Origin of the sequence: Indolivaga macrotermitis (assembly GCF_900128985.1) — a bacterium.
Taxonomy (GTDB): Bacteria; Bacteroidota; Bacteroidia; order Bacteroidales; family Dysgonomonadaceae; genus Dysgonomonas_A; species Dysgonomonas_A macrotermitis.
Genome location: NZ_FQUC01000001.1, coordinates 720,401 through 740,929 on the forward strand (window position 1 = coordinate 720,401; position 20,529 = coordinate 740,929).

General features: G+C 38.0%; 23 protein-coding genes. 1 reads left to right on the top strand and 22 read right to left on the bottom strand.

Annotation, left to right across the window (positions count from 1 at the left end; genetic code table 11):
- Nucleotides 1-20 precede the first annotated feature (20 nt).
- From BUC12_RS02945 to BUC12_RS03045, 21 genes are all read right to left on the bottom strand, one after another.
- Nucleotides 21-1,868 (bottom strand): hypothetical protein, encoded by a 1,848-nt coding sequence (locus BUC12_RS02945; RefSeq protein ID WP_062175668.1) that lies wholly within the window; start codon nt 1,866-1,868, stop codon nt 21-23.
- Nucleotides 1,865-6,307 (bottom strand): phage tail tape measure protein, encoded by a 4,443-nt coding sequence (locus BUC12_RS02950; RefSeq protein ID WP_062175669.1) that lies wholly within the window; start codon nt 6,305-6,307, stop codon nt 1,865-1,867. The genes BUC12_RS02945 and BUC12_RS02950 overlap by 4 nt, the downstream gene beginning before the upstream one ends.
- 131 nt (nt 6,308-6,438) lie before the next feature.
- Nucleotides 6,439-6,630: an Acb2/Tad1 domain-containing protein gene (locus BUC12_RS02955; RefSeq protein ID WP_062175670.1), complete on the bottom strand. Its 192-nt coding sequence runs from the start codon at nt 6,628-6,630 to the stop codon at nt 6,439-6,441.
- Between the two features lie 84 nt (nt 6,631-6,714).
- Nucleotides 6,715-6,915, bottom strand: coding sequence for a hypothetical protein (locus BUC12_RS02960; RefSeq protein WP_062175671.1), 201 nt, complete (start codon nt 6,913-6,915; stop codon nt 6,715-6,717).
- Complete coding sequence (locus BUC12_RS02965; RefSeq protein WP_062175672.1) at nt 6,912-7,538, bottom strand: glycoside hydrolase family 19 protein; 627 nt, start codon at nt 7,536-7,538, stop codon at nt 6,912-6,914. The genes BUC12_RS02960 and BUC12_RS02965 overlap by 4 nt, the downstream gene beginning before the upstream one ends.
- Entirely contained in the window at nt 7,525-7,980 is a 456-nt protein-coding gene (locus BUC12_RS02970) for a hypothetical protein (protein WP_062175673.1), read from the bottom strand. Before BUC12_RS02970 ends, BUC12_RS02965 begins: the two co-directional genes overlap by 14 nt.
- Before the next feature lie 122 nt (nt 7,981-8,102).
- Nucleotides 8,103-9,023: a DNA-methyltransferase gene (locus BUC12_RS02975; protein ID WP_070808532.1), complete on the bottom strand. Its 921-nt coding sequence runs from the start codon at nt 9,021-9,023 to the stop codon at nt 8,103-8,105.
- 1 nt (nt 9,024) lies between these two features.
- On the bottom strand, nt 9,025-11,526 hold the full coding sequence (locus tag BUC12_RS02980) for an SGNH/GDSL hydrolase family protein (RefSeq protein WP_062175675.1): 2,502 nt from the start codon (nt 11,524-11,526) through the stop codon (nt 9,025-9,027).
- A 177-nt stretch (nt 11,527-11,703) separates the two neighbouring features.
- Entirely contained in the window at nt 11,704-12,126 is a 423-nt protein-coding gene (locus tag BUC12_RS02985; RefSeq protein ID WP_062175676.1) for a hypothetical protein, read from the bottom strand.
- The gene (locus tag BUC12_RS02990; protein ID WP_062175677.1) at nt 12,101-12,598 is read right to left on the bottom strand and encodes a hypothetical protein; all 498 of its coding nucleotides are present in this window, start codon (nt 12,596-12,598) and stop codon (nt 12,101-12,103) included. Before BUC12_RS02990 ends, BUC12_RS02985 begins: the two co-directional genes overlap by 26 nt.
- A complete protein-coding gene (locus tag BUC12_RS02995; RefSeq protein ID WP_073357278.1) occupies nt 12,595-13,470 on the bottom strand; it encodes a hypothetical protein in 876 nt (291 codons plus the stop codon). The genes BUC12_RS02990 and BUC12_RS02995 overlap by 4 nt, the downstream gene beginning before the upstream one ends.
- Nucleotides 13,471-13,473: 3 nt before the next feature.
- Nucleotides 13,474-14,310: a DUF6712 family protein gene (locus tag BUC12_RS03000; protein WP_062175681.1), complete on the bottom strand. Its 837-nt coding sequence runs from the start codon at nt 14,308-14,310 to the stop codon at nt 13,474-13,476.
- Between the two features lie 5 nt (nt 14,311-14,315).
- Nucleotides 14,316-15,704 carry a hypothetical protein gene (locus tag BUC12_RS03005; RefSeq protein ID WP_062175683.1) on the bottom strand — a complete coding sequence of 463 codons (1,389 nt, stop codon included), beginning with the start codon at nt 15,702-15,704 and terminating at the stop codon, nt 14,316-14,318.
- On the bottom strand, nt 15,701-15,937 hold the full coding sequence (locus BUC12_RS03010) for a hypothetical protein (RefSeq protein ID WP_062175685.1): 237 nt from the start codon (nt 15,935-15,937) through the stop codon (nt 15,701-15,703). The genes BUC12_RS03005 and BUC12_RS03010 overlap by 4 nt, the downstream gene beginning before the upstream one ends.
- Complete coding sequence (locus BUC12_RS03015) at nt 15,937-16,986, bottom strand: hypothetical protein (protein WP_062175687.1); 1,050 nt, start codon at nt 16,984-16,986, stop codon at nt 15,937-15,939. Before BUC12_RS03015 ends, BUC12_RS03010 begins: the two co-directional genes overlap by 1 nt.
- Nucleotides 16,983-17,504, bottom strand: coding sequence for a hypothetical protein (locus BUC12_RS03020; RefSeq protein WP_062175689.1), 522 nt, complete (start codon nt 17,502-17,504; stop codon nt 16,983-16,985). Before BUC12_RS03020 ends, BUC12_RS03015 begins: the two co-directional genes overlap by 4 nt.
- 109 nt (nt 17,505-17,613) lie before the next feature.
- Nucleotides 17,614-17,871 (bottom strand): hypothetical protein, encoded by a 258-nt coding sequence (locus BUC12_RS03025; RefSeq protein ID WP_062175691.1) that lies wholly within the window; start codon nt 17,869-17,871, stop codon nt 17,614-17,616.
- A complete protein-coding gene (locus BUC12_RS03030; protein ID WP_062175693.1) occupies nt 17,864-18,106 on the bottom strand; it encodes a hypothetical protein in 243 nt (80 codons plus the stop codon). Before BUC12_RS03030 ends, BUC12_RS03025 begins: the two co-directional genes overlap by 8 nt.
- A gap of 89 nt (nt 18,107-18,195) precedes the next feature.
- Nucleotides 18,196-18,438 carry a hypothetical protein gene (locus BUC12_RS03035; protein ID WP_062175695.1) on the bottom strand — a complete coding sequence of 81 codons (243 nt, stop codon included), beginning with the start codon at nt 18,436-18,438 and terminating at the stop codon, nt 18,196-18,198.
- Nucleotides 18,435-18,635, bottom strand: coding sequence for a hypothetical protein (locus BUC12_RS03040; RefSeq protein ID WP_062175697.1), 201 nt, complete (start codon nt 18,633-18,635; stop codon nt 18,435-18,437). Before BUC12_RS03040 ends, BUC12_RS03035 begins: the two co-directional genes overlap by 4 nt.
- A gap of 8 nt (nt 18,636-18,643) precedes the next feature.
- Nucleotides 18,644-18,943 (bottom strand): hypothetical protein, encoded by a 300-nt coding sequence (locus BUC12_RS03045; RefSeq protein ID WP_062175699.1) that lies wholly within the window; start codon nt 18,941-18,943, stop codon nt 18,644-18,646.
- 168 nt (nt 18,944-19,111) lie between these two features.
- On the opposite strand from BUC12_RS03045, the gene BUC12_RS03050 reads away from it, so the two are divergent.
- The gene (locus tag BUC12_RS03050; RefSeq protein ID WP_062175700.1) at nt 19,112-19,399 is read left to right on the top strand and encodes a helix-turn-helix domain-containing protein; all 288 of its coding nucleotides are present in this window, start codon (nt 19,112-19,114) and stop codon (nt 19,397-19,399) included.
- 55 nt (nt 19,400-19,454) lie between these two features.
- Here the strand turns inward: BUC12_RS03050 and BUC12_RS03055 are convergent, their stop codons facing one another.
- Nucleotides 19,455-20,345: an exonuclease domain-containing protein gene (locus tag BUC12_RS03055; protein WP_062175702.1), complete on the bottom strand. Its 891-nt coding sequence runs from the start codon at nt 20,343-20,345 to the stop codon at nt 19,455-19,457.
- Between the last annotated feature and the right edge of the window lie 184 nt (nt 20,346-20,529).

A 20,529-nucleotide genomic window follows, 5' to 3' on the forward strand; every position in this document is an offset into this window, starting at 1 on the left:
GGAGGCCTGATCAGCCTCCTTTATTCTTTTGGGAAAAAGTAACCGGCTATATATTCCGAAAAGCCGTTGATCGTAACTTCTTTCTCAATCTTATTACATACGTATTTTTTATTATTTATAATAAATATGTCTCTGATATTAAAATCAGGTTTGTATTTAAACATAAATTTATATGTAATAGTAGTATCTGTAATATCGGACAACGAATATATATCCCGGTTTAAATTGGATAATCTGAACGGGTCACTACCTTCCGGTGCATAATATTCTATAAGTCCTGTTTTCTCGAAGTATTCACAAAGTGATTCAACATAAGCAACCGGGTATATAAATTTGATCGGGTCGGATGGCTCAGGATTATACAGCTCCGACAAACCTGAGTAAATAGCCAGGCGCATTTTGGTATAACCGGTATCGGATTCTAATGATTCGCTCCCTTCTATAATTGACTGTAAATTAATTTTTTCTTCTGATTCCAGACTCGTATCAGTCGGGTTCCACAAAGGTGTATAATTTCCGGCTATTGGAATTTGGAACCAAATTTCTCTGTTTAAATCTTGTCCTTCCCTTTCATATTGGGGAATCATCGCTGCCGGAATAATATCCAGTTCCTGATCGATTTCAGTAGAATCAGGATTGTTATATAAAGGACGGAAAGAATTAACGCGCCTTGGTACTAATTTTTCGCCGGTATCATAAGCAATATATTCGTCATATCCGTTTGTAAATATTATATCTTTAATATCGTCTTGAACTGAACCCTGTATCAATTCTACCAATTCAGGTAAAGTATTAAATGTCTGTTTTCTGGCTTGTGCATACACTTCCGGGTCTATGTTCATAAAACTGTAATACTCATCTGAATCTAAAGCATACCCGATATTTGCAACCTGAGGGTTCAGCCTGTTTTCTTCATCGGTGGTTCGGGTATATTTATCCAGAACGGAAAGAGTAGATGTTTTGGGGTTGGTTGCATCCAGTTTATAATTGTACAGCATCTCGACATTCTTTGTTTCAGAATCAACAGCGAATACACAATCAAACTGAAATTCGAGTTTAGATAAAAAATCTTCTACCGTCCAGTCCGGAAGCATTTTTGCATATTCCATTGTTTGAATACCATGTACAATATATGCATTTTTAAATATCGGGTGTTCAGCCAGTGCGCTATAGGTAAGTTTATAACCCAGTGCGCTGAACATCCTGTCTATGATAAAGCATAAGTAAGGTTGTGGAACTTGTCCTGAATAATAGGGGTCATAAAATGGATAAAAATCTCTGTCGCCTGTTGTACCTCCAGGCGCATTATATTCGAGTTGGTAGAATACGAAATTATTACCTAACGGTTCATATCGGTCAAGAGCCTCACTACTACTACTTACGGCATAAGGTAATAGCTGGTGACCAACATTAGGATATGAAAACTGTAAAAGATATTTTACCTGCCGGGCTATTGCAAATGCTTTAGAGTCATTCGGGTAACCGGCTCCATCCAAAGTAGCAGCCATACCTAAATCCAATGATCTTAATTTGCGGTTGCTGCCTATCAAAAAACTGAGTTCTGAGTTTCCACTGGCCAGCTGTATCTTTACATCTTCATCTGTAATGTCAAGAATAATCTCAGTACCTTTTAAGTGTACCTTGTTATCCACAATTAAAATAGCCTGCCTATTTTCAATTTGGTTATTTACGACATTAGTCCTGTTAATATTCTGGTATATTCGGGCATTTGTAGTATTTTTCAATGAAAGTGTTATGTCATATGTATAATCACTACTTTTATTGAATACAGGATTTTCAGAATATAATGAAAATGAAAAGCCATCAGGCAGAACTACCTCTTGTCCGTTAATTAATAATCTAGTCATTTTCGTCTGATATTTTTATCCATCTTATCGAGATCTGATAATGCTTTCTTAATTCCTTTGTCGCCGGTTGCTGTGTTGACTGTGACAAATGGCTGATTTAACCGTTCACGCAATAACATCTGAACCTGAACAACGTCGCTCAATACTGATAACAGATAATCTGAGTTGTCGTTATCAGGTTGTACGATGTTTTGTAATCTACCAGATAGCGGTTGCATTGAAACCCGTTCGTTATACTCCATGGCTGTGGCAAAGTCAGACGATTTCAAACTTGACACAGTATTACGGCGTTGAGCCATGTCTATAACATCTACAACAGCCCGGGCATTAGGGTTTGCCAATGTTTCCTGAGTAGCTACAAATTCGCCCCGGTGAACATATCCGGCTACATCGTATTTATTTCCTTTTGGAGTATATCCACCATCCCAATAATTAGCCATTGCCGCCTCGTGCTGTTTTTTGATGGCAGCAACGTTGATCAATCCGGCAGCTGTAGCCACACCGGCTGCGATGGGAGCCAATGCCGGACCTACTATCGGTATTGCGGCGGTCGATGAATATGCATTGATTGCAGATTGTGCCGTTGATGCCAGGGCCTGGGCAATCTGTATTTTGAAAGAGCGTTCTTCGTTCGCCCTGTTTGCCTCTTTTAGTTCCTTATCCCTTTGCTCTTCGAGTTTTTTAACCCGTTTCGAATTGTTTCCGGCTGCTTTTATCTGAGCCTCGTATTTCTTGTTTATTGCTGCTGTTTCGGCTTCGTTTGCAGCCTGGATATACGAAGAATAAGAACTGAGCAATTGTTGCATCGAATCAAGACCAAACTGAGCCGTTTCGATCATTCTTTGCTGTTTCGCCTTATTTGCTTCTTCTTCCAGTAAAGCATATTTCTGGACGATAGATAAACGAGCCTGCTCATACGCATCTGTGTTTCTCAAATTTTCGTCAAACATCTGATCCAGGAATGACAGTTCAGCGTCCCGGGCATCTGTCAGGTTTTCTAGTTTCTTCTTTTTATCCAGCCGTGCCTGTATCTCACTATTTTCTTCATTCAGCTTGCGTAATTTATCCTCTGTTTCTTTCTGAATTTGCAGTTTCTGTTCTTCTGTAAGACCGTCAATTTGTAGCTTTTTTTGCGCATAGGCTATCTGTATCAGCACCAATTGGTGTTGATATTGCCGTTCGCTCATTAGCCCTTTAGCATATTCCTGCGAAAGGAGTTGCGATTCTCGCGCCTGGTTATCATCCTGTGTTTTTATTTCCCGGGTAACTTTCGGACGCTCTATCTTACTCATTTTAGCATGGTGTTGTTCTTCGAGTAATTCAAGAGCGGATAACTGATCCTTTGTCAGTTTTTCCCTGTCAACCCCAAATAAACCTAACTCCTGCAATCTTCTTTCGTATGCTTCCTGTTCAGCAGCTGCCGGATCAGCATCAAGCAGAATCTTTTTAATTTCGGCTTGGCGTTTGATCTCCGATTGCAGAACCTGATTATCTATCTCAGATATTTGTTTATTAATATCATTCTTAACGGTGGAAACTGAAACTGATTTTAGTAAATCTTTCAGTGCAGCCTTTCTGTCACCGGCATATTTGTTTTGCTGTTCGAGTAGCTTCTGATCTTTCTCAAACTCGGACTTTATTTCTCCATCCCTGAAATCTTGAAGAATTTTAGTCCTGGCTTTGGTATCTTCTATCTCCAGTTTACGCATGGCTGCCTGAACCTTTGACCGCTGATCAGAAGCTTTACTGTCACCTGTAGGAGTAGTGGGTGCTGTAGGAGTAGTAGGTGTCTTTTTTTCGGTTTCAGCCATTTCTTCACCCATTTTATTGATCTTCATCCAGTGAACTGTCACTTCATCGGATAAGTCATTAATTTCCTTTTCCAGTTTAGCTTTTTGTTTCGGGCTTAAACCGGGTACACTTATAAATTCTTTCTTTGATTCTATCTGTTTGGTTTTGGTTTCGATCAATTCCATTAACCCGTCAATAGAATTCTCTTTAGCTATGCCTTCCTGAACATCAGCTATTTGTTTATTGTAATTGCTTACCTTCTTGAGTGAATCTTCGATTTGTTTATCCAGGGAATCATATTCTTTTTCGAGTTCCTTTATCCGTTCTTCATCATAGGCATTGGTTCTAGGATTGGAATACAATTTATCTAATTCCTCACGGATGGAAATTTGCTTGTCTTTAAGTCCTGTTATGATTTTATCTTCTGCATCGGTACGCCCTTTCAAAGCGGCAATATCGTATCTCTTTTCATATTGCTTATTTACGTTTCGCAGAACGGCTTCGAGTTCCCTGTTACTCAATACCTCCATGTCGATGTATTTCAGATATTGGGGATATTGCTCTTTAATCTCCTTTATCAGGGTTTTTCGGATAGTTGATTTCTCGTTAGCATTGATTATAGCTAACATCAGAGAGTTGAACGCACTTTGTTCACGGGCTATCTCCTCAGTATATTTTTTTGTTTCTTCTGCTATGCTTTTTTGTAATTCCTTATTTTTATCAAGTTCTTTGTTATTGCTCTGTAAGTGTTGATAAAGGGTATAGATTGCACCTCCTAAAAGAACGATAACAGAAAGGAACGCACCTACAGGATTTGCTTTCATTGTGACATTGAAGGCTTGGAGTGCAACACGTGCCCTAGCTAAGTTTCCTGTTAATGCGTATTTTGCTGCAGACAAAAGAGAGGTCGTAAGGATATAGGCCTTTGTTACCAAATTACCTTTACTCAGTTCAGTATAATATAGCCGTTGTGCAACTATAGCCCTGGTTGTATTACCTGTAGCTACAGCTGTAGCCATTGCATGAGATAAAGTGATTATACGGCTCAGTATCAACACGGCATTTTTAGCCTGCTCCCAATATAGCGCTAGTTTAACACCAGCTATATACGATATATAAGCAGCTGCCAAATAAACTATATATTTACCATATTCAGAGAAAAAGTCAATAACAGCCGGCAATATCTTAATCAGGTCTATCATATAATTGGTAGACGACATCAGCGAGGGAGCTAACCTTTCCCCTAATTCTAAAGATACGTCTGATAAAGCTTTACGCGCTTTGTCCAAGGTAGCCTGTAGGTTGTTATTCTTAACATTATATTCGTTGGTGAGTGATGTGCCATCGGCAAAAGCTTTGTTCGAAATCTCTTGTGCTTCGCTTATTTTCCCGATATTGGTGGCCATGGCAGAAAGAACACCGACGGCGCGCGCACCATCCAGTCCCATTTCCTGAAACATAGGTATGAGAGCTTGAAAACCTCCTTTTTCTGACAATGCCATCAATACCTGTTTGATCGCTGCATTTGTATCCTTACTCAGGAGGTCATTAAATGCTTTGACCTCCAAACCTGCGATCTTGGCAAATTTAGAAGGCTCGGACATTAATTTCATTATGAAGTTTTGGAACGCTGTAGCGGACATCTCTACAGCTTGTCCGGACTGATCGAGTGCAGATGCGTAGCCTAATATATTTTGTATAGATATGCCTGCCTGAGCAGCCACACCCCCTAAACGTTGTGCAAAGTTTACCATATAACCTTCGGAAGCTGTAGAACTGGCTCCGAGTTCGTTAATAGCCGAACCTATAGCCAGCATTTTACCTTTGATATCAAGGTTATCCAGTTCTTTAGTTGACAGTGCGAATACATCCGTCAACTTTCCTATGTTCTTGATTGCCCCTTCTCCGAGGTCTTCACCGAGTGCAACATTAATCTGATTACCGGCATCAACAAAATCAAGTATATCCTTTTTCCCTGTCAACCCTAATTTGCCGGCATCACTGGCCAGACTGTTAAGCTCTTCACGCGATGTACGGGTATCCATTTTCTTGAAGCTCTCATTCAGATCAAGAACCTGATCACGTGTCATACCGGTTGTCTTCATGACATCAGCATACACATCATCCATTTTCGCAAGGTCTTCAATCAATTTCTGAAAAGCGAAAGATAATCCGGTGATAGATGCGATGAAAGCAGTGACCATACCGGCAAAGTTTTTAGCACCATCTCCTGCATCAGATCCGGATAGGCTATTTTCGGCATTAATTTTCTCAAGTTCACCCCTTACAAGCCTTATTTTTCGTTGTAATTCATCCCACTCCTTAGAATTACGGGCTACTGCACCTGAGTTTAGTTGTTTATTTAATTCACTTAGAGCCTTCTTTAATTCTTTAGGACCGGCATCCGATAAGTTACTCATTACTTTATTGACATCGAAACTCGAACGTATAATTGTTCTCATTTCCTTCTCTACCTGTCTCAGCCCTTTCGATGCTTTGTCAACGGCTTTATCGTCACCGGCTTTATTCGCTGCTACCAATGCATCACGATAAGCTTGAGCGCGTTTTTCTAGAACGGATAATTGATTTGCTGCCTGTTGTCCGTCGACGGTGACTCTTGTCTGTGCCTGATTAACTATATTTGCCATTATTCACTCATTTTGAGCGAATGTATAGGCTATGTTTTATAAGCAAAAAGACACAAAAAAGCCCGGACTTCACAGCCCAGGCAATTCCAAATTATAGATAAAATCGAGTAAAACAGTCTAAGAATATTTTTTTATAACCAATCGGGATCGGGTTCATCATTTGACCGTGATGAATCCAGTACTAACCATAAAAGCCCTTCTTGTAATTTAGTTATTGCAAGACTACGTTCTCTATTTGGACCTAATCGTTTAATTCTTTTGATTATATTTTTAATGCCATCGATTGATTCTTTGTTAGCAAAAAATTCTTGATTTCTTTCCATTTTGTTAATTAATTTGGTTGTTAATTAAATTTTCACCTGTTTTTTTTAATAAGAATATTGTTATTTAAATTATTCTATACTTTGTCATTTCTTTAATTTTAAAATGTCGTTAACTACTCCGATGTAAACTTCTTCATCATGATTCTCAATCAGATTGTCTACATCATCAATTGCTTGGTTATAGGCATCTTCTTGTATCAGCCTAATAGCGTTCAGAGCTTCACCTTTTGTCGGTGTATGCAGAAATCCGCTATATTTTACATAAATTTGTCCTGGTGTTCTCATTTCAATACATCCTTCGCTTTATCCCATATTTCTTTTCTGTCAGCATATCCGTTAAGTCCGCCGTTTATAACTTTGGTTAACTTTCGGAAATCATCTTCTTTTAAGGTAGCGTATCGGTTAAGGATATTTACCGACCAATACCAAAAGGCTGATAGAACAGCATATTCCGGCTCTTTCAACATTTCCGGATGTTTAACAAAGTCAATGTCCGAAATATTATTACCTATGCACCAGTTAGTGAATTTCTGATAATTAGTTTTACCTGTAACTTGAATAAGCCCCTTTCCTTTATACTTTTGACCATCACCATCAGGTTCCGGTGTATTACCTAATTTGACCGCTAAACTTCCAGTATCATAAGCTTTTCCGGATGCAATTTCTTCTACATATTTTAATTGCCCCGATTCGTGGCCTACTTGTGCCAGGAAAGCACATATACGCTCGAAAGTATCTACACCGTATTTATGGAAATATTTATTCAGGTAGGGTAGATATAGGTCTCTATTTGTTTTGGACGAATATGGGTATATTTTTTTGAGCTGATCTTCGGTAATAAGATCAGCCGGCAGATTCGTGTTATTTTGATACGAGCCTGCGAGAAAGCAGCCTTTATTTGTTTTCATTTTTCTTTTCCTCCATTTTATTGATAATTATATCGGCCAGTTCTTCTTTATTTATGCCTTTCCACAATTCAGCTGCGGTTTTTGCGGCTTCTTTGTAACGTCCCTTATCTTCGTCTTTCTCGAAGATCGATTTGATCTCGACTAAGCACATGATTATTGCAGCTCCTATAGTTGCATAAGGAATGTTACTTGGATTAATATCGGAAATAATAATCAGTGAATCTACCAGGCTAAAAGCCAGCAATAGGTTATACCTTTTCCTTAGTTTATCTAAGGTTCGATCTAATCCATATGTATGAGTATATATACCTTTTGCCTTTGATTTACTTATGCCAGACCAGAGGTCAGCAATAACAGCCAGTAAGACTATTACATATGCAAACAGAACCTTATAGATGGCAGATAGATAAGGGGATATCAGTTCGTGTACTATTTCTTTCATATTTGTATTTTTTCAATTCCAATTAATCTTAAAATCTCTAATATCAGTCAAGAAATCATCAGAGCAATTAACGGCGACCCATACCCAGCTGTTAAGATTATAAAATATAGTTTCTGGTGTTTTCATTTCAATACCTCCTCAAATAAATCAGGTTGTAAACTCATTCTATGTTCAGCCTTTCGTTTCTCGCCGGCTTCGAAATATTCGGCATCGATCTCGAAGCTGATGCAATCACATCCGGAGTTCATACAAGCAATATCAGTAGAAGCGGAACCTCTGAAAGTATCTAAAACTAACGGTTTAGGATTGTTAGGTTCAACCTTGCAGACTAAGGCTAATAATCTTTCGATTAGACGAGTCGGTTTTTGCGTAGGGTGGCATCTAGCATATCTGTCATATGGATGTCTTATAATTGTTTTCTCAACTTGTCCATCTTGTAACATCTTCATAATCGAGCCGCTGATATTTGCTTTTTTCGTGGAATTGGCTGAAATAGAAACAGATTCCTTTTTACGAACTACCCCATCTCGATATAGATTACCATCTTCAAGATATCGCTGAACTGCCAGTAGATCTTTTTGGTTACCCAGTATAGAAGATAGCCTTTTTATATCACTACAGATAGATTCAATATCGTAACCTTTCATTTCCAAATAAGGATTTCTTACCTTATTTAGAATCCCATTTCCTTTTGTGTGGATAGATATAGTCTCATGTATCCTGCTCACTTTCAATACAGGTGATGAAGTATATTGCTTATCCCAAACAATCTCTTCCTTAAAAGTGAAACCTAAATCAGCCAGAATAGTATTCCATCGGTAAAAAGAAGTACCACGACCGAATAGGACAATAAAGCCATCCTTTTTTAAGACTCTCTTGACCTGATCGAAGTAAGCTTTTTCGTCAAACGGTCGATCAAGCTTTTGATTTTTAAGATATAAATACGGAGGGTCCGTACAAATAACATCGACTGACTCATCGGGCAGGAGTTTCATTAGTTTAATGCAATCTCCTTTATATGATTTATTACGTTCTAATTTCATTTTAATTCCAGTTAATTTTAAAATCTCTAATATCAGCCATGAAATCATTGTGACCGATCTCCCACAGGTATAAATCAGCAATGTCAGTACCGGCGACAATCCTATCAAGGATTTGCGCCTGAAAGCCCCAATTAGATACGTTATTACCCATAAAGCTGTTAGATAACGTTACATTGTCCGTGTCTGTCGCCCGAAGTACGCCTCCGGATGAAGCGTAAAGTGTAACGTTAGCGCCCAGTGCAGTTAATGCCCGTGAAATAAATTGCGCCCAGCTGACGGTAGTTCCGTTATACGAATATCCGGCAGCAATAGAATCGCCGATAACAGTGACATTCTTTCCCATCCAACTATTTCCGAATATCGGTTTGAGCAATTCATATACAGCGGAAAATAGAGCGTCAGCCATCGCTGAACTAGACGATAGACCCGGATGTAATCCATCATCGCACCACGATTTTAAGTTATTATAGTCTATCCCATTAACGATATTAGTATCGTTGAGAGTATAACCCATTATCGAAGCCAAATCGATAAAAGGAATATTCCTATTTTGGGCGACGGCTTTTTGAGTTGCAACCAAAGCTTTTAGCGCTCCATTACCGGCACTACCGTCTGTCGTGAAGTGTCCGCAAAGAACATGTCGTGCATGTGATTTTAATGCAAAAATCTGATCTATGGCTGTGTTCAAAGACCCTACAAACGTATTCGTGTTCCGCATAGAGATTTTATAGGTATCATCTCCACCACTGCTACCATCTTTAATAATATTCGATTCAGGTACCATTAAAGTAGGTATCTGAATCTTACCGTCAGTTCCATATGCCTGAGCATCGGATAGTTGATTAGCCGCAATTTCAACTTTTAAATTGTCTGTTTCTACTGCATCTTCGGAATAGACTTTCTGTAAAATAAGACCTTCCTCAGAAGCGGCAACTGTGTCGTAAGTGTTTTTTACGGCGTTAATCCGGATATACTTTACACCAAGTCCATAAGGAACATTAATATATGCGTATGTACGGGGATTTACACCTGCAGCAGCGATTCCCGGTCTATTTAAAGGCTGTTCCGGCATATTCGCCGGCCATGGTATAAATACCTGATTCTCGCCGCAAAGACTAAATTCGACACAACTATAAGTTGTTCCACTGACAGTCCATGAATTCCTTCGATATGGAGATAAATTCAATTTATACAGACCCGGTTTTACGGGAAAATAATAATCGATATAGCAGTAGCTTGCACCCGCCGTATTACCTGCCGGAACAACTACTCCGTTAACATCAATATTACGATCTAGTACTGTCAAAGGCGTGGGTATTCCTTCGAATAAATTAGGATTAGGGTCTCCACCGCTAGGGTGTGATACTATTCCCTCTATTTTAGTTATTTCTGCCTTGATATCGGTTCCGAAATCAAGGCTTTTCAAACTAACCCCGTTGACATCTACCAACGCATCAGCTGTGCCCGTTGCCCCTGACACCTTTTTCAGGGAGATAGTTTCACGGCTATCGAATACCATTGAAGGCATAGGCATACTAGCAGCAGCAACAACGAATGTAGGAGCGGACGATATAGCCACATATCCACATAGATATAGCTCTTGGTTAGGTGTTGTGAACCTATATTTCTTCTTATAGTCCGGATAGCAATAGTATGCCGGTGTTGTTGCATACTGCATTGCTCCGGAAGAATTAGCAGCAACAAGTACCCACGAAGGCATTTCTCTCTTTACAGGGCTGCCATTATTCCAAGCAACAAGATTGCTATTTGCATCGATATTGTAATAAGGAGGTTCGCCGAAATTAGGAATGTAATTAGCGTTACCGTCAATTTCATATGTGGTGTTTGGTTCGAGTTTATATATAGCCATATAACCGGCTATATTGGCTGAACCGTCACCACTGGCAACAGGTGCATTTCCATTAGATGGAGGATTGGAGTTCAGACCGTTGAAAAACCAACGGTGAATACCCATGTACGCAACTGTTGTAGGGACAAAAGAGGCTTTGAATTCGGTTGTTAAGTCAGTTTCGCCGGTGGTATCCCCTGATGCTGCTTTGTAATAAGTAACCGGTTGAGCCAAAGTCGAAACTTTGTCGGCTTTGGCTGATAAATCAACATTTGGTATTGTACCATCAGCTGTACGTACTAATGTTCCGTCTGTAGTTGTAGTTTTAGCATAATCATCTAAATCGTCCTGTGTTGCAACATTCTCGGGATATACGGCAGATTCAAGGTTTACCCATTGAGAGCCGTTCCACTGATAAATAGTTTTATCAGCACGAACTAAAACCGTCCATCCATTAGCAGGAGTCGGATATGTTGATAACAATAAAGCGTAAGTATCAACAGCCGGCTGCCGTATTTGACCGGAAACGATATTTTTAATGTATTCGGTAATTCCTACCAATACAGAACCAACTATCTGCGAGGTGTTAAGAAATTTACCCGTTTGATTTTTAATTTGATTTGCATATTGCAAAATCTGATCTAAAATATTCATACACACACATATTTATTCTTACAATTGGGACAAACGTAAATATTGCACCGGACACAGAACTTCTGTTTACACACCGGACATAATACATATTCACAATGGCTGGCCATGGTTTATAATTTTGAGTGAAATAAGGATATTTATTTTGTGTGGTAAAAGACAAAAGCCAGTCTGTTTATTTTAAAATCGGGGAATTTCCTTCTCAATGATATTTTGCATTACATGCGTAAACTCTTTACCCGATATTTCAGCCATTTTCTCCGCTAATTTCATGCAGTAATAGTAGAATTTGCGATTAAACCAAAGCTTCCGTTTTCTTTTAGGAGTGAAACCTAAATCACCATCATTACCCTTAGGTATTTCTTTACCGGTTCCACGTTCAACATATATTCCGTAATAGTTGAAGAAATGCTCTATGATCTCTATATCACCATTAGCATTTTTCACAAGATTATGAGCCAGATTTTCAGCTACAGAATTTAGCAGGCTACCTGTATCCCGAACATTATACACTACTAGTTTTTCAATCCAGATATTTGTCATTGTCTTAGCCCAGGCGTTCAGATATTCCTCCCTGTCATTCGTACCATTCGTTTGTGTCATAGCATAAGTTACGGGGTTGGTCAACAGTAATCATAAAGTAAAGCCCTGTACATCCGGCTATCGCATAACCTTCGAGTTCATAGAATGGGATACGCTCTGTGTCTAAATAAATCATTTCATTCTCAAGTTCGCGCCGGTCTTTGATCAGCCGTGTGCAAACAGAATGATAAATTTGCCGGCATATATTCAAGGCCTGGTGTTGCATATCCATATTTCCGGCAGTAATTTTTTTGAGGATAAATATAGTGTACATCTTTCTCTCAAAATATCCGCCGCCCCGTCCCTGATATATGATTCCGTCGTTTGTATCGTCGATGGCAAAATATGCTTTCTTTCCCCTGAAAGAACTGAGTACTTCTTCCATGTTTGCCAGTCCGCTGACTTTGCAGGGGTAAAACTCATTGTCTTTCGAAATTTTAAGCTTTTCAGCTATGCCGGTGAAATAGGTGTATGCATTAAACTGGATTCTCATTTCTGTTTCATTTTACTTAAACGTTCTTCCATTTCTTGTATTTCTTTGGCTTTCCGGTTTAACTTATCAAAAGCCAGCCACGAATCTATATAGAATATCTGCTCTGTCTTGGTAGCGTCGCCACCATCCAGAACATGAAGCATATTATTAATATGCTCTCTCATTCTTGGCGGCTCTTTTCTGTCTGTTGGTTCCCCAATAGCCTTTTTAAAGAAATACGGGAACTGCCGGGATAGCATTTCTTTAAATCCCATATAGACAATAAAAACGGAGAAACGGGATACTGCCGGTATCTTCCTGAACCTTCGGGCTCTTTTTTCAGTTTGGCTGTCGTCAAACTCTATGCCTTCCGAATAGATCACAGCACAAAGCATATTCAGAAATCTTTCGTCTTTAGTGTAGAGAAAAGCCTGATAATAGTTTTCGGCTGCTAACCATTGTTTAAAAGGTATACCCTCGAATGTGTGATTAACAGGACTGAATCCTGCTATTGAACTCAAGGGTTTTACATCGCTGATATTTTCAACGATAAATAGCAGTCTCTGAGAAAAGTCCTGTACTTCGTAATCCAGTATTGTAAAATTATTTCCACCGGATTTGCAAAACCATAAACCGGACGACGTTTTACGAATAACCTTTATTTTAGTGAAAAACAAAAAGCATTTAGCCAGTATTTCATCCTGGGAGTTATCCATCAGGAATAGCTGGCAAATAAACAGGAATTGTTTCTCAGTGAGTTCCTTCCATGATTTCGGTAATGTAAAATCAATATGTTCAACAACAGACAATTTCATTCGCATATACGTAGCGTAACAGGCAAACATAATTATCCAGGCTATAATAGCGATAATGATAATAAGTAATATTTTCATGGCTTACCAAACAAAAATTGAACTATCCTTCGAATTCTGAAACTTGTCACTGATCTTGAGCCTGTAGGTTTCCGAGTTTTTATATGCCGGATATTGGTCTAAATCTTTCACCATAGTATTAACTATAGTTTCTAACATGGGATATACATGTTCCTTTTTCAGCATCAAACCGATCACGGAATACAAAAACAGCAATACTACCATGTCTGAATCGGTCAGGTCTTGATTACGCCTCTTTTGTATCAGTTCATCCATATATTCAGGACTTATCATCTTGGCAATTTGCATTTGATAAGACATTAACATAGGGTGTAATTCGTCCAAAGTATCTCTCTGAGCGTCTTTTCTTCCGTATTTACGAAGTGAAGCTGCAGTCATTATCAGACATTCAGTGTACCGGTTGTAATTATCCGATTTCTTCCAAAGCAGGTTGTAATCCTGGTTTTTAAATACCATAAGAATAAGCATATCCACAGCCTCACTGTATCTGGTCTTAACCCAATTCAATAACCTTTCAACGCGCTCTTTCGACGCCGGCGCTTGATTCGAATTTGACACTACTGCAAAACCGTTAGGTGTTTGTATCAGGTCAACGAAAGGAATACAGGAATAATAAGCGCTACAGGCAATAACCCGGGCAATACTATCATGCAGTTCCTGATCAGTTCCCATTTCGGCAAACGAAAACAGGTCAGCACCTAATAATTCATCCTTTACCCATATTTCTGACTCTTGCAGAAACGGTTTAATAATATCATAATCTGACATCTTATCATCCGGATTATATCCGTAAGCTGTAGGAATAAACGAAACGAATTCGTCAATCGAATTTATAATCATATTCTTTAGTTATTATTGGTTGTACGCATTGTATTTTCTTCCGTATCCTTTCCTTTGTCAAGCGTTGTGAGGGTAATTACCGGAACATCGAAAATAATATCATCCCATCCGTTAAACTCCTTTATAACTAAATAAGGCTCTAACAGAATGTCGTGATATGGCTTTTCGAGCGATTGTTTGATCGTAAATAATTCCCGTTGTACCGAACCCTGATAACTTCCCTGTGATTTACCTGGTGTTGCACCGATCATAGCCGGGTGTACAGCATCTGCATAACACATCATGTTAGAAGCTTCTGCCGAATCATCAATAAAATCACCACCTTCTTTAGTTGTATCTACTAAATTGATTCGTATATACTTGATTTCTTTGCCGGATGGGTCGGTGTAATAATCACTGATCCAAACTTTATCTGATTTTTCGAGGCCTGTAAGAAACTCCTCTATATCCTTCCATTGCTTTTTAACCCGGTCTTTCTTGGCTTCATCGGTTGTAATACCTTCGTTTTTAAACAGGTTTTTCCAGTACTCAGTATGTATTTCCACATGATATCGAACTTTAGTACCATTCTTTAATTTGGCAAGTTTTACGATAGGAATGTATCGTTTGTAGCTATACCAACCGCTGTGAAATATAGAGTAATAAGGCGGTATTGGATAGTATTTATCTTCTACCGTCGGAAATTTGTTGATTATGGCAAACTTTCGAGTATTAGTCGGTTTCCGCATTTTTCCATCATCATCAGGTATCTTTCCTAATCTTACCTCCAGGTCGCCGATGGGATTGTAATAGTCCAGTACTTCTATTATTTCCGTATCTTCTTTTTTAGGTGTATTATCACGGAAGTTGGCATAGTACAGGTGTTCGATTTGCCCCGTTTTAGGATTGCACGATTCAAACCGGCAGTGACACGCTTCCTTATGTACAATCCGTACAATCTTACTGCCTTCTTTGTTGAGAATAATAACAGAAACAGTGAACAGAAAATACTTCATGTCCACACACTGATCGAGCAGGTATTTAACCGGCCTGTTGTATTTAAAGAAATCAGTAATTTCCTTATCTGCTATTTTCTCGTTATTTTCTTTCTTGAATGTAAGCCCGGAAGCGTAACAGGTCAAAGCATTAAAATGCTTATTTTGTGCCAGTACTTCATCTGCCTTAATTAAATCTATGGTATTGTACGGGCGTTGGTTCGATGCACCCCACGGCACATAACCCCGTAAGCTTTCATAACCTGATATTTTGGTAGGAGTTGTTTTCGAATCATCCGTAATATCGGATAACATAGAGTCCAATTCCCCGAAATCAATCGTATTAATATAGGCTGCATGACCATTACCTAGGTCAATAACTGCCGAATGATATCCTAAATCTGTAATATTTCTGCTCATAATATAACTTCCTGATTATTAATTTCGAAAATAAAAAATGCTTTTATCTTCCGTATTTCCCCCGAATCCAGGAACCGGATATTAAAAGTATTCCCTTTGAAATTGCTCGATGTGCAGATAATGTTCCGGCAGATCATTATTGAGCCGTCTTTCTTCCAGCACTTCATAGATGCAATTTCAGTATGAGAATTCATCAGCCTGCGTACCTTGCTTATGTGTATATATTCTTTCATCAGTCAAAAGTTAAGTCGAATGTCATATCAAAAATCCGATGAATAAAACCTGCAAAGTCTATTACGTCCTGAATACGCTGCGAAATTCTATATTTGAATTCGAACGAAGGAGTTTCCGTTTTGCTGCTACTGCGTTTTACAGTCTGATCACTGATCATTATTCGTTTACCGATAAGCGTGTCACGCATTTCAAAAACATATAGCGACGAGAATAATTCCAGTTCAAGCCAGTCAGCTGTGAGCCGTTCCAGTACACCTGTGTTCGCTGTATATTCTCTGTAGAAATCAATATTATATTTGTTATACTCACCTCTGATCGTTCCGATATCGTTCGTGTATTTAGGTTCCCATTGCAGTACACCCGAGATAGAAAAAGTTTCCAGTACTCCGAAATTATTTGAAAATAGAACCGATAATGCACTGCTTTCCGATAAGTTATCAATCCAGAATGTCATAGACCTGTCACCGCACGAAACTATATAACGCACCAAGACGAGATTTTCAGCCTCATAATTACCGGGCGACACGTCCAGTAAAGTAACCGTGTCCTTAGTAACCTGATTACCGGCTATATCCTTTTCAGAATACGTTTGTGTCTCATTATCCCGGTAATAAGCTTTCACATTAACCGTGTCTTCCGTAAGAGAATAAACCGATACATATTCCTTGTTATTAGGACGGGTAACCTTATCCCCCATCAACAGAGAGAGAAACTTATTAGCAACAAATTTCGGGGCGCTTACATTTATTTCAGATCTGGATAATATCAGTCTCGATGTATATTCCAATGTTTCATCATCCACCACGAACGAAAAAACAAAGTCGCCTGTTATTACCGGTTCGAGGTAACCGCTCAAAATCTTTTGCAGGTTCAGAATATAAATTTTCGAATCATTATCAGGAGTGTACAGCTCCGATAAGATTGCTTCATTTTCGCCCGATTCCGTTACCCTGTATAGCACAAACTTTACGTCACTATCGGACGAAAGAACGATATTTGATACCTGGCTCGAAAATGCCAGATCGGGGATAAAAGTCTCTAAAATCATTTCTCGAAAATATTTATACCAAAACCGACAACCGGTTTTTTATTAGCAATATCATAACCGGCGGAAAATACAAACCTGTTACGCTGCCATGCCAGGTTAACAATCCCTCGTGTATCAGCATTTATACTCAACCGGTCTTTAGGTATCTTATACCGGGTTACTTCCGGATATTCGAACGTGTAATACACCGATCTGCCTGACAGGCTGTTTTCGGTGACTGTATCTGTAATAGAAACTATCAGTTTATCGGTATTAATAACCGTGTCATTCCTGTACACCTTTTTCGAATAATAATCAGCTATAACAGCCTGAGTATCTATTTCGGAAGGAATAATAGCCGGGATTATCTCGATAGGATAGGGAATAGGCACATAAACAGAATCACTTTTCCGGATAGTGTCAATACGCACAATTTCGTAACTATCTGATTTTTCAGATCGGATATCCGACAATTTCCAGAACAAAGCAGCTGTAGCCACACCGATCAAAAAGCAAATGCCGTAACTCAAATATTTCATAGTCTATAAGTTTTAAGCAAATAAACAAAGCATTACCTACAGCCGAAAAGACAAAAAAGACCTGTCAGTTACGACAGGCCTTCTCTCTATTGTTCTGGACTAGGTTTTTTTAATCTTTAATTTGGTTTTTATTATCTTCCTTCAACAGCCATACCGGTTTCTGATCATCAAAACCGATCCGGTAACCGAACTGAATCATTCGCTCCGAAATTCCGTCCGCGCTGAAAGAAGCCATCCCCGACAGATCGAAAGCTATTTCTTCACTGCTTTTCCTGATGGTAGTATCCGAATCATTTGCCTGTAGGAATTGCCCGATGTAGCGCGCAAAAATAATATCTCTGAAATCCTTATCCTTATTCTTACTCATTGTGTCCGGTATTACTTATTTGTTGCAACAATTGTTTTATCAAATTTAAATCACTCAGATAATCCATCAAAGTATCCGCCGACTTCTGGATATGGTCCTTTTCGCTCAAAATCAATTCTATCGTACTCTCTATAATCTTCACATGAGTACCTTCACCCTCTTGAATATCCTTTATCGCAGATATGGTATCATTATTATTTATAATCGCACCACCTATATTTACATGATTCTTCATAACCCGTCTTTTTATTTTTTTATTACTTAAATATCTCACTCATATATTAATCCATTACTAATAGACCGTATAAATATTTTGAGTGCTGATTATTCAGTATCGATATCCGTCTGCAGGTCAACCTGTAACCTGTGATTTCCAAGTTCAAACATGTGCGAAACCCCATTATCCAGTATAACACGAGTATACTTCACTTTCGAATCATGCGATAATTTCGGGTTCTGGGCAATACAAAGATTGATTTTCTCAACAAATACATGTAGGTCTTCTAACATGTCACGGACCTCAATTGTTTTACGCCGTACCTGGGCATTTGGAATTTTTGTTTTCATAAAGCTGTATTTTTTAAATTTATTATATCGTAATTTTCCGGCCATACAGAACAGGCATATTTCCAACCTTCAAAATTTACATCAAAATTAACAACACCGTTAACTTTTCCCGGTTTTGTATGGCTTGCAATCTCATCACCGGACTTTAATCCCAAACGGGTTAATTCATAGTCTAACTCACCTTTTAACTTTATCATGATATTATTTATTTTTCTGATTTATAACTAATTCTAAAATGTTCACCTAAGAATCTAATTAGGCTTTGATGTTTTTCTTCGTTGCTGGGTTTATTAGAAACTTCAAGTCTTACTAATTCATCAACACAATCAATAAAGAGACTACTGTAAGCATATCTACAAGCTACGCACTTCACACTAGTATGGTAATTATCCTCTTCGTACTGCTTGCATTTAGCTATATCCCTTTCGTCTGTGATAACTATATCTTCAATAATTACCCTATGAATAGTCGGTAATCCTTTTATTTCTGTTTTCTCAATTCTCATGATTATACATTTTTATTGTTTCATTATTCTTATACAAATGTACATATAAAAATATACAAAACAATAATTTTGGATAAATATATTTATACTTTAACTAATTTTAGTATATTTATATTTATCTAAAATATAATTAATCTTACTTTTGTGTATAAATAAATATATACACATATGAAATTAAGAATTCAAGAGGTATTAGATCAATACAATATCTCAGCAGCTGAGCTAGGTAGAAGAATTGGTGTATCAAGAGCTAGTATATCAAATACCATAAATAATGGTAATCCTGGCGCACAAATGCTCATAAAATGGGCGGAAGCGATCGGTTGTAAAATTTCTGAATTTTTTGAAAAGCCTCAAATAGAAGGAACGACAGGATACATAGAACATAATGGAGAAGTCTATAAAATAAATTCTATCTCCGATATTGAAAAGCTATTAGACGATATAAAAAAATAGCAACCGTGGTTATTATAACCACGGTTGCTACTGGTAAAAAAAGAGGTAAATATTTCTATATATCTCTATTAGATTGGCACATCTCCCGGAAATCCTTTTCAGATAATATACGTACCGATTCACCGTTAGCTATCCTTTTTTCAGCAGCTATATGTTTACTGCTTTTTTTAGCACCTTTAAGAGCCGCTTCATTTTGGATCCCTACAACTAGTATTGTTGTTTTGGATGTAAAGGATGTATCAACGGCACAACCGGCTTGTGATGCAATAATACTTAAATCTTTTTTAGGCAAAGAAAAACTTCCTGTAAATACAGCCACTTCACCATATAGATCACCATCAGGATTTCCTTCTTTTTTTATATCATTCTTATATCCGGCATAATCTCGTTCTCTCACCGTTATAGGTTGATTTACTCTAATCAGCCAATTCAATACATCTATTTGTGTCTTTTCTATAGCATGTAGTAATATTTGCCCGGTGGCTATTGCATCGTTCAATGCATCATGATGCTTTAACTTTATATTTAGGAATTCAGAAACAGGAACGAGTCCATATCCACTGTCCTTGAATTGTTCCCATGTCCTTCTAACTATTCTGGCAGTATTTAGCCAAGCATTTACAGGTAACGGATCAAGACTATACTTTTCATTTATTTTTGAAAGAGCAATCTTATCGAATGCTGTGTGATGGACAACAACCATGCCATTAACTATTTCTTTAAGCCGATTGTATATTTCGGGATATTTTGGTTTGCCCGATACCATTTCTTCAGTTATTCCATGTAAACTGACATTAAAAGGATCAAACCAGTCTTCCGGATCAATAATTAAGTTCCAAGAATCTACTATTTGTCCATCTACAAATTTTACAATCCCAATCTGACAAATACTATCAAGGCTGGGATTTGCTGTCTTTACATCTAATGCAATAAAATCTTTTTCCATTATAAAAAGTATTGTTTGTGCAACATTATAGTGTATTATATAGTCTATAAATTAGACTATAAATTTAAATAAAAAAGTATCTGTAAAAACGGAAATTCCCGTTTTTTATAAAAAAAAACAGTTGCCTTTGTCATAAAGGCAACTGAATAAATTTAGATGGTTAAAAAAATATTTAGAAACCGAG

Coding starts and splice junctions, on each gene's coding strand:
- BUC12_RS02945 (WP_062175668.1), bottom strand. CDS start 1,868: ATGACTAGATTATTAATTAACGGACAAGAGGTAGTTCTGCCTGATGGC.
- BUC12_RS02950 (WP_062175669.1), bottom strand. CDS start 6,307: ATGGCAAATATAGTTAATCAGGCACAGACAAGAGTCACCGTCGACGGA.
- BUC12_RS02955 (WP_062175670.1), bottom strand. CDS start 6,630: ATGGAAAGAAATCAAGAATTTTTTGCTAACAAAGAATCAATCGATGGC.
- BUC12_RS02960 (WP_062175671.1), bottom strand. CDS start 6,915: ATGAGAACACCAGGACAAATTTATGTAAAATATAGCGGATTTCTGCAT.
- BUC12_RS02965 (WP_062175672.1), bottom strand. CDS start 7,538: ATGAAAACAAATAAAGGCTGCTTTCTCGCAGGCTCGTATCAAAATAAC.
- BUC12_RS02970 (WP_062175673.1), bottom strand. CDS start 7,980: ATGAAAGAAATAGTACACGAACTGATATCCCCTTATCTATCTGCCATC.
- BUC12_RS02975 (WP_070808532.1), bottom strand. CDS start 9,023: ATGAAATTAGAACGTAATAAATCATATAAAGGAGATTGCATTAAACTA.
- BUC12_RS02980 (WP_062175675.1), bottom strand. CDS start 11,526: ATGAATATTTTAGATCAGATTTTGCAATATGCAAATCAAATTAAAAAT.
- BUC12_RS02985 (WP_062175676.1), bottom strand. CDS start 12,126: ATGACACAAACGAATGGTACGAATGACAGGGAGGAATATCTGAACGCC.
- BUC12_RS02990 (WP_062175677.1), bottom strand. CDS start 12,598: ATGAGAATCCAGTTTAATGCATACACCTATTTCACCGGCATAGCTGAA.
- BUC12_RS02995 (WP_073357278.1), bottom strand. CDS start 13,470: ATGAAAATATTACTTATTATCATTATCGCTATTATAGCCTGGATAATT.
- BUC12_RS03000 (WP_062175681.1), bottom strand. CDS start 14,310: ATGATTATAAATTCGATTGACGAATTCGTTTCGTTTATTCCTACAGCT.
- BUC12_RS03005 (WP_062175683.1), bottom strand. CDS start 15,704: ATGAGCAGAAATATTACAGATTTAGGATATCATTCGGCAGTTATTGAC.
- BUC12_RS03010 (WP_062175685.1), bottom strand. CDS start 15,937: ATGAAAGAATATATACACATAAGCAAGGTACGCAGGCTGATGAATTCT.
- BUC12_RS03015 (WP_062175687.1), bottom strand. CDS start 16,986: ATGATTTTAGAGACTTTTATCCCCGATCTGGCATTTTCGAGCCAGGTA.
- BUC12_RS03020 (WP_062175689.1), bottom strand. CDS start 17,504: ATGAAATATTTGAGTTACGGCATTTGCTTTTTGATCGGTGTGGCTACA.
- BUC12_RS03025 (WP_062175691.1), bottom strand. CDS start 17,871: ATGAGTAAGAATAAGGATAAGGATTTCAGAGATATTATTTTTGCGCGC.
- BUC12_RS03030 (WP_062175693.1), bottom strand. CDS start 18,106: ATGAAGAATCATGTAAATATAGGTGGTGCGATTATAAATAATAATGAT.
- BUC12_RS03035 (WP_062175695.1), bottom strand. CDS start 18,438: ATGAAAACAAAAATTCCAAATGCCCAGGTACGGCGTAAAACAATTGAG.
- BUC12_RS03040 (WP_062175697.1), bottom strand. CDS start 18,635: ATGATAAAGTTAAAAGGTGAGTTAGACTATGAATTAACCCGTTTGGGA.
- BUC12_RS03045 (WP_062175699.1), bottom strand. CDS start 18,943: ATGAGAATTGAGAAAACAGAAATAAAAGGATTACCGACTATTCATAGG.
- BUC12_RS03050 (WP_062175700.1), top strand. CDS start 19,112: ATGAAATTAAGAATTCAAGAGGTATTAGATCAATACAATATCTCAGCA.
- BUC12_RS03055 (WP_062175702.1), bottom strand. CDS start 20,345: ATGGAAAAAGATTTTATTGCATTAGATGTAAAGACAGCAAATCCCAGC.